The following is an 11,588-nucleotide window of genomic DNA, read 5'->3' as shown; positions in this document are numbered from 1 at the left end:
GCTCGTGGCGCCGGCGGTGGTGACCAGCGAGGGGTAGGCCTCGAACGGCCGGCTCCGGCCCCGAGCGCCCCCGCGGAGACCGCACCGCCGGCGGCGCCCGCGCCGATCGAGCAGCCGCCGGCCCCGGCGCCCGCTCCGCCCCAGGCCACCATCCGTCCTGCGCCGCCCGCGGTCCCGACGCCGCCCGCACCCGAGCCCGAGACCGAACCGGAGCCCGAGCCGACCTCCCTCCCCGGCCCCGACTGCAGCACCGACCCCGACCTCTGCGCACCGGCGCCGACCCCGTCGATCGACGACCCCGTCACCTGAGATCCGGCTCGCGGTCACTGCGCCGTGCCGGGATAGTGGTCGCATGCGCAGACTCCTCCTCGGACTCCTGACCAACGCCGTCGCGATCTGGCTGACCACCCTCGTCGTGTCGGGCGTCCGCGTGGATCCGTACGAGGAGGGGCCGACCGCGGCGATCCTCACGTACCTCCTGGTGGCGGTGATCTTCGGAGTCGTCAACGCGGTGGTCGGCGGCGTGGTCCGCGTGGTCGCCTTCCCGCTGTACGTGCTCACGCTCGGGCTGGTCGCGTTCCTGGTCAACGGGCTCCTCCTGCTGCTCACGGCCTGGGTCAGCGGGCTGTTCGGCTTCGGGCTCGTCGTCGACGGATTCTGGTGGGGCGTGCTCGGCGCACTGGTGCTCGCGATCGTCAACTGGTTCATCGGGCTCGTCGTCCGGCCGCTCCTGCGGCGCCGCGAGGACTGACCGGCACCATCGTCAGCCGGCCGGCGACCCTCGAGTCGGGAGGCGTGCGCCAGAGCCCGAAGAGAGCGGCGCCCGAGGCGGCGAGGCGCGGATCGGCATCGAGCGTCTGCGCGGTCGCCACGTAGGCCTCGAGGGCGTGCGCGGGCACCGGGCTCTCCTGCGGCGTCGAGTCGGGCGAGTCGCGCTCGACGACGATGACTCCCGGCTCCTGCGAGGCGGTGCGCCCGAATCCGCTGAGCGCCGGCACGAGGTCGTCGGAGTGCTCGACCGAGACCGAGCGCACTCCGTCCGGCAGGTCGAGTCCGCGGACCGGGCTGCCGAAGGAGACGAGGTCGTGCACGTCGTACCGCTCCGACTGCGCCACTCGGAGCGCGACCAGGCCGCCCTGCGAGTGAGCCGCGATCGTCACGGGCGCCCCCTCGGGGATGCCCGCCGCCTCCATCGCCGCGAGCGTGCCCGCGACCGATGCGGAGCCTCCGCCGCTCATCGCCCGGAGGTTCGACGCCGCACCGAAGGCCTGCTCGGGGTCTCCGGTCCAGTCGGTCGTTCCCGAGAGCGTGACCAGCCACTCCTCGCCGAACCGCTCGATCACGACCTGCGGACCGTCGGGATCGCTCGGAGGGATGCGAGCGGCCAGCTCGCCCCAGCTCGACGGCGCCAACGCCGCCGACCCCAGCCGGACCGGGGGCGGCTCGACCGACTCGATGCGCAGGCGGCGCTCGCCCGGCGCCGGGAGGACGCCGAACAGGGTCGCGAGGACGACGAGCACGCCCGCCGCCGAGCTCACGCCCTGGCCGATCACCTCATCGGCCGGACGACCGCCGAGAACGTCGGCGACCTGTGGCGGCAGCAGCAGGACGCCGATCTCGGTGCCCAGCCCGATCGTCGAGATCGTCGCTCGCAGGCCCTCGACCACGAGCGGATCGCCGAGGAGGGCGCGGACCAGCTCGTCCTTCTCCTCGGCGAGGTCGTCGCGGGCCCCGTCGTCGCCGGCCAGCACGCGAGCCGCCGCCCCGACCGAGCCGAACGCCGCATCGGCCGTCGCCCTGACCAGCCGCGCGGCGTCCTCGCGCGCACCGGGCACGCGACGGGCGAACGACTCCGACGCGCGCAGCCCGAAGACGACCGCCGAGACCAGCGGCGCCACCCGGATCGGGACGACGACCGGACCCTCCTCGAGCGCCTCCTCCGCTCGCGCGTAGGCCGCGGCCGCCTCGACGAGGGCGTCCCGCAGCTGGAGAGCCTCGGCCTCGAGCCCGTGCAGCCGCCTCGTCAGCAGCTCGAGCTCGCCGAGCCGCTCCGGCGCGGCCGCGCCGACAGCGGGCGCCGCCCTCGCCGCGGCGCCGGTGCAGTCGGCGAGACCCCGCAGCACCGTGTCGAGCGCTCGCCGGCGCTCGTCCAGCTCTCCGGTGTCGACGCGGTCGAGCAGGGCCGGGCTCACCTGCCACCACCGCCCGCCAGGCCGCGCGCCGCGCCCTCGGCGACCGCGAGGCCGCCCTGGAGCTCGCCCACCCGCTCCGCGAAGACGCGCGCCGCGTCGTCCTCCCAGCCGGCGTCGGGGAGGAGGCCCGCCGCCGCCGCCCGCACCCCGCCGATCCCCTCGGCGAGCGCCGCCAGCTCCGCGCTCGGCCACGCCGCCACCCCCGCCTGCTGATCGATCACCATCCGCACCGCCTCCGTTCCACCTCGTTCGCGCCCAGCTTCGACGAGCGCGAAGGGCCCGGGGAGGGTCGCCGCCCGACCCGTGGAGAGCGGCCGGATCGACCGGGTGTGGAGGAGCCGCGGTGCGCCACAATGGGCGGGTGACCCCCCGCTCCCCCGCGCCCTCGGCCTTCGCCGTGTGCTTCGTCTGCACCGGCAACATCTGCCGGTCGCCGATGGCCGAGGCGGTGCTGCGCTCGCTCGCCGAGCGCGCCGGGCTCGCCTCCGCCATCGAGATCAGCTCGGCCGGCACCGGGGAGTGGCACCTCGGCGAGCACGCCGACCACCGCGCACTCGATGCTCTCGAGCGCCGCGGACTCGACGGCGGCACGCACCGCGCGCAGCTGTTCGACCCCACGCGGTTCGACGAGTTCGACCTCGTCGTGGCGCTCGATCACGGCCACGAGCGCGCACTGCGGTCGTGGGCGCGCACCGACGTCGACCGCCAGAAGGTGCGCCGCCTGCTCGCCTTCGAGCCGTCCCTCTCGCCGCAGGGCGACGTGCCCGACCCCTACTATTCCGATGCGGCGGCGTTCGACTCGGTGCTCTCGCTCATCGAGAGCGCGTGCCGGTCGCTCTTCGCCCAGATCGAACCCGGGCTCCGCGGCAATCGCGCCGCCCGCCCCGACTCCCCCGACGCGCGCTCCGGCGCCGTCGCCGGCTCCGCGGCCCGCGCGGACCACCGCGACCCGGAAGGCCCCACCGCATGACCTCGCTCCCCACCCAGCCGCTGAGCCCCCTCGACGGCCGGTACAGCGGCGCCGTCTCGTCGCTCGGCGAGTACCTGTCCGAGGCGGGGCTCAACCGCGCGCGCGTGCACGTCGAGGTCGAGTGGCTGCTCGCCCTCACCGACCGCCGGCTCTTCGGCTCCGAGCCGGTCGACGCCGCGACCGCCGAGGAGCTGCGCCGCCGCGCCCGCGACTTCGGCCAGGCCGAGATCGACGAGCTCGCGACCCTCGAGGCCCGCACCCGCCACGACGTGAAGGCCGTCGAGTACCTGGTGCGCCACTGGCTCGCCGACCTCGGCCTCGACCGCATCGCCGAGCTCACCCACTTCGCCGCGACGAGCGAGGACATCAACAACCTCTCCTACGCGATCGTCGTCCGGCAGGCCGTCGGCGAGATCTGGCTGCCGAAGCTGCGCTCGGTGGTCGACTCCCTGCGCGAGCTCGCCGTCCGCTACCGCGACGAGGCGATGCTGAGCCGGACGCACGGCCAGCCGGCGACGCCGACCACGATGGGCAAGGAGTTCGCCGTCTACGCGTTCCGGCTCGAGCGCGTCATCGCGCAGGTCGAGGCGACGGAGTACCTGGGCAAGTTCAGCGGGGCGACCGGCACGTTCGCGGCGCACCTCGCCGCCGACCCCGACACCGACTGGCCGGCCCTGGCGGAGGAGTTCGTCGCCTCCCTCGGCCTCGTCTTCAACCCGCTGACCACCCAGATCGAGTCGCACGACTGGCAGGCCGAGCTCTACGGGAAGGCGGCGCACGCGAACCGGATCCTGCACAACATCTGCACCGACGTCTGGACCTACATCTCGCTCGGCTACTTCCGCCAGATCCCGCAGGCCGGCGCGACCGGATCCTCGACCATGCCGCACAAGATCAACCCGATCCGCTTCGAGAACGCCGAGGCCAACCTCGAGCTCTCGAGCGCCCTGCTCGACTCGCTCGGGCAGACCCTGGTGACCTCGCGGCTGCAGCGCGACCTCACCGACTCGACGACCCAGCGCAACATCGGAGTCGCGTTCGGCCACTCCCTCCTCGCGCTCGACAACATCGCGCGGGGCCTGCTCGAGATCGACCTCGACCCGAGGGCGCTCGCCGCCGACCTCGACACCAACTGGGAGGTGCTCGCCGAGGCCATCCAGACCGTCATCCGCGCCGAGGTGGTCGCCGGCCGCTCCGAGATCACCGACCCCTACGCGATGCTCAAGGACCTCACCCGCGGCAAGCGCCTCGGCGCCGACGACCTCGCGGCGTTCGTGGGCTCCCTCGACATCGGCGAAGCCGCGAAGGCGCGCCTGCTCGCCCTGACGCCCGCCGCGTACACCGGCGTGGCCTCGGAGCTGGTCGACCGCCTGCCCTGAGCGATGTCGGGGGTCGCGCGTAGCGTCCGAGGATGAACGCTTGCGCGATCGACGAGTGCCCGGCGCCCGCCGAGCAGGGGGCGCCGCTCGCGCTCTGCTCGGCGCACCTCGCGCTGGCGCACGACTGGGTCGCCCGCGAGGACGGCGTCGTCGACGCACTGCCGTCGCCGTGCCTCGTCTGCGGCTCCCGGCTGGGCGTGCGGCTCCCCTCGGCCTGGCTCTGCGCGGCCTGCGAGTGGCGCTTCGGCGAGGTGCCCGACGCCGAGCTCGCGCCGCCGCGCGTCGAGGTCGTGTACTACATCCGCTTCGGCGACCGCATCAAGATCGGCACCAGCGGCAACCCCCGCCAGCGCCTGCACCGGCTGCGCCACGAGGAGCTGCTCGCGTTCGAGCGCGGCGGCCGGGCGCTCGAGCAGCACCGGCACGCGCAGTTCGCCGCCGAGCGGCTCGAGCGCACCGAGTGGTTCGCCAGGAGCCCCGCACTCGAGGGCCACATCGAGACGGTCGGCGCGGGCGAGCCCGACCCGTGGGCGCTCCACCGCCGCTGGTGGAGCGAGGCCCTCGCGCTCCGCAGCTGAGGGCGGAGGCGGTCAGCGCGTCCAAGAGTCGACCAGCAGGTCTCCGCGGATCACCCGCAGCTCCTCGAGCAGCCGCTCGACGACGGCCGCCGACACTCCCGAGGCGAGCACGTCGTGCGGGCCCAGTGCGGGGAGGCGGCCGGTGCGGATGCGCACGACCTCCCAGCCCGCCGACCGCAGCGCGCGGTCCTTCCGACGGTCCGCCTCCTCGCGGCGGCCGACGTGCTCGAGTCCGTGCCTCCCCGTCGAGTCGTACTCGATCGCGACCCGCAGCTCGCCCAGCACGATGTCCGGCCACGCCTCGAGGTGCTCGAAGAACGGCCGGCCGAGGCGCACCGCGGTGAAGCCGGGCTCGAACTCGAGCCGCTCGGCCAGCATCGCCCGCAGCCGGGCCTCGACGGCCGAAGCGGGCGGAGGCGCGCACCGACTCGCGAACGGCTCGCCGACCGCGAGATCCGGCGTCTTCGAGCAGATCCGCGGGGCGCGGGCGGGGGCTCGACGCGGAGGCGGCGCCTCCTCCTGATGCGCACGCGGCGTCCGCGGCCGGGCCAGCTCGGCGCACTCGGGGCACCACGACGAGCGCCGGCGCTCCCGACCCGGGCGGTGCCGCTGCTCCTCGGGGGTCGCGACGAACAGGTGCCCGGAGTCGCAGAGCCAGCACAGGTAGACGTCGGCGGCCGGAGGGATCTGGCTCAGCACGATGCCGTCGTTGTACTCGGGGCGGTACTGCCGCACCAGCACCGGATAGGACGACCACGCGTCCCGGTAGCGCCCGACCTCGTACGGCACGTCGACCCCCCTCGAGAACCGCCGCCGCTCCCACCACCGCCCGATCGCCTCCGCCATGCCCGCACAGTACGTCCGACCACCGACGCCGGCCGGAGCGGCAGCGAGCACGCCTATCTCCGAAGGGAGGTGGGTCTCGATACGCCGCCCACGGCGGCTACTCGACCAGCATGGAGGGCGGCGGACGCCGTCTTCTCCCCGTGTCACCTTCCAGCGGTCCCCGCGTACGCCGAACCTCGGAGCGCACCGCGGAATCGCGTGCCAAGCGATTCCGCGCAGCGAAAGCGGGACGCTCTACAGAACCCGGCCACATCGAAGAGCCGACCGCGGGAGGGGCGGCGAGGACGCCCCGACCCGGAGAACTCAGTGGCGGCCGTTCTGCTCGTCGAGGTCGGCGATCTCGGCGTCGTCGGGCTTGAAGGTGAGTGAGAACATCGCGATCGCGACGAGGACGACGATGAACGCGACTCCGAACGAGATGAGCGCGACGACCGGCTCGCGGGTCGACAGCAGCACGACCACGCCGACGAAGGCCGCCATCACGGCCGAGAAGCCGATGAGCTCGAGGGGGCGCAGGCGGTCCTTGCGGGTGGGCTGGAACGTGCGCGGCGCGAACTCGTCGGGCTCGGGCGCCGCGGCGTCGGGGGTCTGGCCTTCGGCGGTCATCGGTCTCCTCCGGTGGTGGATGTCGAGGTGTCGACGGCATCGGCACCGGCGGCCCACTTGAGCGAGAACGCGGCGATCGCGAGGTAGACGCCGACCATCACGGCGTAGGCGCCGAGAAGGCCGACCGAGACGACGGGGTGGGGAGGGAGCAGGGCGAAGGCGGCGCCGAGGAGCACCGTGCCGGCACCGACGACGACCGCGTCGCGGGCGGCGAGGCCCTGACCGCGGCGGCCGCTGGTGATCTCGAGGGATCCCGAGACGAGGGCCCAGCCGGCCACCAGAGCGACGAACAGCATCAGCGCGGCGACGGGCAGCGCGACGAGCGCTCCGACTCCGGCGAGGAGGGTGACGCCGGCCGAGGCGAGCGCGGCCCTGCGACTGCGCCCGTCGGCGGCACGCAGCGCGCGGAGGAGGGAGACCGCGCCGGTCGCGAGGGCGAACCCGGCGAAGACGGCGAGCCCGAAGGCCGGGCTGTGGTCGGGGGAGAAGGTGACCACGCAGCCCGCGGCCGCGGCGACGGCGGCGCGGGCGAGCACGAGGGTCCAGGAGTTCGCCCGTTCGGCGGAGTCGGCGGCGTGGGCCACGGTCGAGCCTCTCTGGTGGTGCGGTGGGTCGGGAGTCGCGAGCGGACCGGGCGACGCCGCCGGGTCCGTCGGCGCTGATCGCCCGATCGGAGGCTGGGAGGACCCTGCCGGTTCCTCTTCTCCGCGGACTGTCCGATTTTACGCTCTCCGGGCCGACGGATCGCTCCGCGGCCCGTCCGACGCCTGCATCCTCGGCGAGCGCGCAGCAAGGGGCACCGCCGTCGATCCTGTTTCCGCAGGGTTACGGGCGTCTGAGCCCCCGACCACTGGGGTCGCCCTCTATGGGTGACGCTCGCTATCGTGGGTCCGTTCCCTCACCCGTGCGATGCCCGCTTACCCGCTGTGCCGCGCGCCCCGCCTCAGGCGCTGAACGCACCCGTCGTTCTGCACGCCCCTGTCACCTGGAGTTGATGCCGTGAACGGACTGGATCTCGCGATCCTGGCTCAGCGAGCCCGCGATCTGGCCTTCAGCAAGCTCGTCGCCGGTGGCTTCCACCGCTTCGGGAAGGGCTCGCGCATCTGCCTGCCGTTCCGCATCGGCCCGGGGCAGGGCAGCCGCATCTCGATCGGAGAGAACGTCCTGATCAGCGCGAACTGCATGCTGATGGTGCCCTCCGCCGACGCGCCCACCCCGGCACTGATCATCGGCGACCGCGTTCGGATGAACATGACCGCGATCACCGCCGTCGAGAGCGTGATCATCGAGGAGGGCGTGGGCATCGCCCGCGGCGTCTACATCTCCGACCACTCCCACGGATTCTCCGACCCGGACACGTTCATCCGCGACCAGCCGGTCGAGCGGATCGCCCCGGTGCGCATCGGCCGCGGCGCCTGGCTGGGCGAGAACGTGGTCATCATGCCCGGAGTCACGGTCGGTCGCGGCGCCGTCATCGGCGCGAACGCGGTCGTCCGCGACGACGTGCCCGACTACTCCGTCGCCGTCGGGGTCCCCGCGCGCGTCATCCGGACGTTCGCGTGAGCGCGCCGACCGTGGGGAACGGTCTCGTGCGCGACGTCGTCTTCACCTTCTCGTACGAGACGTACACCGATGCCGCGCGCCGGGGGATGATGCGGCCGCCGGACCGCATCCTGACCTCGCTGATGGAGAGCCCCCAGGTGGGGCGCCTGATCGTCGCCAATCCGTACCGCTTCGCGCCCACCAACCTCGTCCGCTCCGCGCTCGGCAGGGAGGTGGAGTTCCCCGGGACGCCGACGCGCGTCCTGCACACCCCGCTCCGCCTGCGGCGCAGCGACCCGACCGACATCGCGGGCCTCGAGAGGGAGTACCGCGCCTACGATCAGGGCATCGCCAAGCTGGCCGACGAGCTCGAGCTGGTGCGGCCGGTGATCGTCACCACGAGCCCCGTCGTCGCCGGCTTCTCGCCGTTCGAGTGGGCCGAGCACGTGATGTTCTTCGCCCGCGACGACTGGACCACCTCGACCCGGTGGAAGAACCACTGGCCCGCGTTCCAGGAGGCGTACCGCCGCGTCGCCTCCTCGGGCCGCTCGGTGACCGCCGTGTCGCAGGAGATCATCGACCGGATCGCCCCCACCGGCCCCCACGCCGTGGTGCCGAACGGCGTCGCTCCCGAGGAGTGGACCGGCCCGGTCCCCGAGGCCCCCGAGTGGCTGCGGAGCATCCCGGGCCCGCGCGCCCTGCACGTCGGCACCCTCGACGACCGGCTCGACGTCGAGGGGATCGTGGCGGTCGCGACCGCGCACCCCGAGCTGCACATCGTCCTGATGGGCCCGCAGCCCGATCCCGGGTACCTCGCCCCCCTGGCGCGGTTCTCGAACGTGCACCTGCACCACTCCGTCGGCCGTCGCGAACTGGTCGCGACGATGCGCAACGTCGAGCTCTGCCTCCTCGCGCACCGGCGGACGCCCCTGACCGAGGCGATGAGCCCGCTCAAGCTGTACGAGTACGTGGCGAGCGGCTGCCCCGTCATCTCGGTCGACCTCCCGCCCATCCACGGCATCAGCGACCGCATCCGCATCGTGCCGACGATGGCCGAGTTCGCCTCGGTCGTCGACGACGCCCTGGCCGACGGCCACGCGGACGAGGAGGACCGCCTCGAGTGGGTGCACGCCAACTCGTGGGCGGCCCGGCACGGGACGGTCCTCGACATCCTGCTCGACCGCGGAGGCGCGCGCTCGGGCGAGGTCGTGCCGGGCTGAGCCCGGCCGCCGTCCACCCGTCACCTTCACGATCTCCCACTACACAGCATCCGCCCGGGCCGGCCATCGGCTCCCCGGTGCGGAGGAGGGCACCATGTCCGAGTTCCTGTTCGTCTGCTCCGGCGGAGGGCATCTGAAGCAGCTGTTCACGCTGTCGTCCCGGTTCGGGATCGATCCGGCCGAGCAGCACTGGGTGACGTTCGACAACGGCCTGAGCCGCTCGCTCCTCGAGGGACGGCGCGTGACCTTCAGCCGCTTCGCCGCACCGCGCGACACCCTGCCGATCGCCCAGAACGCCCTCCTCGCGCACCGCATCATCGGCAAGGGCGACTACTCGGCCGTCTTCAGCACCGGGTCGAGCCCGGCGGTGTCCTTCATGCCTGAGGCGTCGCTGCGCGGGATCGAGTGCCACTACATCGAGAGCGCGGCGCGCGCCGACGGCCCCTCGATCACGGGGCGGATCATGGCGCGCCTGCGCGGAGTGAACACTTACAGCCAGTACCCGGTGTGGGCCGACCAGCGCTGGCAGTTCGGCGGCTCGATCTTCGACGCCTTCACCACCGGTCCGGCGCGGGAGGTCGGCGGCATCCGCCGCGCCGTCCTCTCGGTCGGCACGCAGGACCTCTACCCCTTCGACCGGCTGATCGCCGCCGCGGTCCCCCTGCTCTCGGGCGCGGAGGTGCTCTGGCAGACCGGACTCGCCGACGTCTCACCGCACGGCATCGAGGGCCGCGTGAGCGTCCCGCACCACGAGCTCCAGGAGGCGGTCGACGCGGCCGACGTCGTCATCGCCCACGCGGGCACCGGCGCGGCCATCACGGCCATCGAGGCGGGCAAGGTCCCCATCCTCGTCCCCCGCCTGGTGGCGCGCGGCGAGCACATCGACGACCACCAGATCCAGATCGCGCGTGAGCTCGACCGCCGCGGCCTCGCGATCGCCGCGGCCCCCGAGGAGCTGACCGAGGAGCTGCTGCTGCGCGCCGCCCGCCTCTCGACCCGCGTCGTCGAGGACGTCGCCCCGTTCCGCTTCTCCCCCGCCCGCGTGCGCTCCAAGCGCCCCGGCTTCGCCGCGAGCCGCACCCAGGGCGGCGGCGGCTCGAGCGCTCCCGCGGTCTGACGCCGGCGCCGGTGCACAACCGAGGCTGACAGTGCGCGTCGCCCTCCGAGAGGCGGCTCGGCCGCTCCTGACCTCGGTTGCGCACGCCGATCTCACCTCCGCACCCCCCAGAGGTGCTCGCGCCTGTCGACGAGCGCTCGGATGACCGTCTCCGTCCGACCCCAGGTCTGCAGCACCTGCTTCGTCGAGAGGCGGATGCACAGGTAGCCCTGCGCGGCGAGCTCCAGGCTCCGTCGATAGTCCTCCTCGATCTGCGCGGATCCGGAGTGGAACGTCCGACCGTCGGTCTCGAGGACGAGCCGCTCGCCGAAGACGACGTCGACATGACCGACCCTCTCGATCTCCACCTGGGTGCGGACGACGACGCGCAGTCGCTGCCCCAGCCGCCGCACTCTGGTCTCCGACCCGGACTGGCAGCCGCCGTCCACTTCGCCGAGCACCCAGCCCCTCGTCGTGGGCGCGAGTGCCTTCAGCGCGAGCAGATCGTCGAGACTTATCGCGCCCGAGTTGACGGCGCTGTCGAGCGTCATGAGCGCGTCCTCCGGCGGAACGCATGCCAGCAGGTGCAAGAGGGAGGCGCGGAGCCCGTCGAGCGAGCCCGACTCGTGCCCGCAGCCGTCCCAGGACCGCCAGTGCAGCACGACCCCCGGAGGCGCGCTCCGTTCCGACGCGTGCGGAGGCACGGCGACGTGCAGGCGCTCGCTCTCGAGCACCCACAGCCCCCGCGCCGCCAGCGCGGAGGCACAGGTCAGCACCCCGCCGAGAGCGACGGCGCGACGCTCGTCCACAGGCAGCGTCGCGAGTGCGAACCACCCGCGGCGCAGCCGCTCGACGGCTCCCGACTCCAGGGCGGCGCCGAGCGCGCGGCGCGTGACACCCGCTCCGGCGAACTGCGACGCCGACGCGACGCCTCCCCAGGCAGTCAGGAGGTGCAGCACTCGTTCCATGCCCCGAGGGTGGCGTCGCCGCCGTCACGACGTGCGGCCCTGAGTCCGGAATCGGTACGACCGAGGCCCCAGAAGCGCCTGTGGAGGAGCGTCATCCGCCGGACGGAGCGCTCACGCGTGCACGATCGAGGCTCAGTGGCGCCGAGTCGCCCGGTGGGGCGCGATGACCGCTCTCACCCTCGGTTGTGCAC

General features: G+C 73.6%; 13 protein-coding genes and 1 pseudogene. 8 read left to right on the top strand and 6 right to left on the bottom strand.

What is annotated here, in order from left to right; genetic code table 11:
• Both GRS92_RS19035 and GRS92_RS09560 read left to right on the top strand, forming a co-directional pair.
• A pseudogene (locus tag GRS92_RS19035) lies at positions 1 to 309 on the top strand (hypothetical protein); the annotation flags it as partial.
• A 43-nt stretch (positions 310 to 352) separates the two neighbouring features.
• Positions 353 to 751, top strand: coding sequence for a phage holin family protein (locus GRS92_RS09560; protein ID WP_159855577.1), 399 nt, complete (start codon positions 353 to 355; stop codon positions 749 to 751).
• Here the strand turns inward: GRS92_RS09560 and GRS92_RS09555 are convergent.
• Both GRS92_RS09555 and GRS92_RS09550 read right to left on the bottom strand, forming a co-directional pair.
• Positions 705 to 2,192, bottom strand: coding sequence for a hypothetical protein (locus GRS92_RS09555; RefSeq protein WP_159855576.1), 1,488 nt, complete (start codon positions 2,190 to 2,192; stop codon positions 705 to 707). The two genes, GRS92_RS09560 and GRS92_RS09555, sit on opposite strands and share 47 nt — an antisense overlap.
• Positions 2,189 to 2,416, bottom strand: coding sequence for a hypothetical protein (locus GRS92_RS09550; protein ID WP_159855575.1), 228 nt, complete (start codon positions 2,414 to 2,416; stop codon positions 2,189 to 2,191). The genes GRS92_RS09555 and GRS92_RS09550 overlap by 4 nt, the downstream gene beginning before the upstream one ends.
• Before the next feature lie 137 nt (positions 2,417 to 2,553).
• Here GRS92_RS09550 and GRS92_RS09545 point away from each other — a divergent pair, with 137 nt between their 5' ends.
• The 3 genes from GRS92_RS09545 to GRS92_RS09535 are packed head-to-tail and all read left to right on the top strand — an operon-like array spanning position 2,554 to position 5,119.
• Positions 2,554 to 3,162: a low molecular weight protein-tyrosine-phosphatase gene (locus tag GRS92_RS09545; RefSeq protein WP_204162006.1), complete on the top strand. Its 609-nt coding sequence runs from the start codon at positions 2,554 to 2,556 to the stop codon at positions 3,160 to 3,162.
• Complete coding sequence (gene purB / locus GRS92_RS09540; protein ID WP_159855574.1) at positions 3,159 to 4,541, top strand: adenylosuccinate lyase; 1,383 nt, start codon at positions 3,159 to 3,161, stop codon at positions 4,539 to 4,541. Before GRS92_RS09545 ends, purB begins: the two co-directional genes overlap by 4 nt.
• A gap of 32 nt (positions 4,542 to 4,573) precedes the next feature.
• Complete coding sequence (locus GRS92_RS09535) at positions 4,574 to 5,119, top strand: GIY-YIG nuclease family protein (RefSeq protein ID WP_159855573.1); 546 nt, start codon at positions 4,574 to 4,576, stop codon at positions 5,117 to 5,119.
• A 12-nt stretch (positions 5,120 to 5,131) separates the two neighbouring features.
• On the opposite strand, the gene GRS92_RS09530 is transcribed toward GRS92_RS09535, so the two are convergent.
• From GRS92_RS09530 to GRS92_RS09520, 3 genes are all read right to left on the bottom strand, one after another.
• Positions 5,132 to 5,965: a hypothetical protein gene (locus tag GRS92_RS09530; protein ID WP_159855572.1), complete on the bottom strand. Its 834-nt coding sequence runs from the start codon at positions 5,963 to 5,965 to the stop codon at positions 5,132 to 5,134.
• A 303-nt stretch (positions 5,966 to 6,268) separates the two neighbouring features.
• Positions 6,269 to 6,571: a hypothetical protein gene (locus GRS92_RS09525; protein ID WP_235021907.1), complete on the bottom strand. Its 303-nt coding sequence runs from the start codon at positions 6,569 to 6,571 to the stop codon at positions 6,269 to 6,271.
• On the bottom strand, positions 6,568 to 7,155 hold the full coding sequence (locus tag GRS92_RS09520; protein ID WP_159855571.1) for a DUF308 domain-containing protein: 588 nt from the start codon (positions 7,153 to 7,155) through the stop codon (positions 6,568 to 6,570). Before GRS92_RS09520 ends, GRS92_RS09525 begins: the two co-directional genes overlap by 4 nt.
• A 415-nt stretch (positions 7,156 to 7,570) precedes the next feature.
• Here GRS92_RS09520 and GRS92_RS19185 point away from each other — a divergent pair, with 415 nt between their 5' ends.
• The 3 genes from GRS92_RS19185 to GRS92_RS09505 all read left to right on the top strand — a co-directional run bounded on the left by GRS92_RS19185 (position 7,571) and on the right by GRS92_RS09505 (position 10,450).
• The gene (locus GRS92_RS19185) at positions 7,571 to 8,134 is read left to right on the top strand and encodes an acyltransferase (protein WP_159855570.1); all 564 of its coding nucleotides are present in this window, start codon (positions 7,571 to 7,573) and stop codon (positions 8,132 to 8,134) included.
• Positions 8,131 to 9,333, top strand: a complete 1,203-nt coding sequence (locus GRS92_RS09510) for a glycosyltransferase (protein WP_159855569.1) — start codon at positions 8,131 to 8,133, stop codon at positions 9,331 to 9,333. The genes GRS92_RS19185 and GRS92_RS09510 overlap by 4 nt, the downstream gene beginning before the upstream one ends.
• Positions 9,334 to 9,427: 94 nt before the next feature.
• Positions 9,428 to 10,450 (top strand): glycosyltransferase, encoded by a 1,023-nt coding sequence (locus GRS92_RS09505; RefSeq protein ID WP_159855568.1) that lies wholly within the window; start codon positions 9,428 to 9,430, stop codon positions 10,448 to 10,450.
• Positions 10,451 to 10,542: 92 nt separating this feature from the next.
• Here the strand turns inward: GRS92_RS09505 and GRS92_RS09500 are convergent, their stop codons facing one another.
• On the bottom strand, positions 10,543 to 11,397 hold the full coding sequence (locus tag GRS92_RS09500) for a type IV toxin-antitoxin system AbiEi family antitoxin domain-containing protein (RefSeq protein WP_159855567.1): 855 nt from the start codon (positions 11,395 to 11,397) through the stop codon (positions 10,543 to 10,545).
• Positions 11,398 to 11,588: the final 191 nt, after the last annotated feature.

Origin of the sequence: Rathayibacter sp. VKM Ac-2754, from assembly GCF_009807095.1 — a bacterium.
GTDB lineage: Bacteria > Actinomycetota > Actinomycetes > Actinomycetales > Microbacteriaceae > Rathayibacter.
This window is presented reverse-complemented; position numbering and strand designations above follow the sequence as displayed.

Bases quoted from the DNA above. Each gene is read 5' to 3' on its own strand.
- GRS92_RS09560 (WP_159855577.1), top strand. From the start codon at position 353: ATGCGCAGACTCCTCCTCGGACTCCTGACCAACGCCGTCGCGATCTGG.
- GRS92_RS09550 (WP_159855575.1), bottom strand. From the start codon at position 2,416: ATGGTGATCGATCAGCAGGCGGGGGTGGCGGCGTGGCCGAGCGCGGAG.
- purB (WP_159855574.1), top strand. From the start codon at position 3,159: ATGACCTCGCTCCCCACCCAGCCGCTGAGCCCCCTCGACGGCCGGTAC.
- GRS92_RS09535 (WP_159855573.1), top strand. From the start codon at position 4,574: ATGAACGCTTGCGCGATCGACGAGTGCCCGGCGCCCGCCGAGCAGGGG.
- GRS92_RS09530 (WP_159855572.1), bottom strand. From the start codon at position 5,965: ATGGCGGAGGCGATCGGGCGGTGGTGGGAGCGGCGGCGGTTCTCGAGG.
- GRS92_RS09525 (WP_235021907.1), bottom strand. From the start codon at position 6,571: ATGACCGCCGAAGGCCAGACCCCCGACGCCGCGGCGCCCGAGCCCGAC.
- GRS92_RS09505 (WP_159855568.1), top strand. From the start codon at position 9,428: ATGTCCGAGTTCCTGTTCGTCTGCTCCGGCGGAGGGCATCTGAAGCAG.
- GRS92_RS09500 (WP_159855567.1), bottom strand. From the start codon at position 11,397: ATGGAACGAGTGCTGCACCTCCTGACTGCCTGGGGAGGCGTCGCGTCG.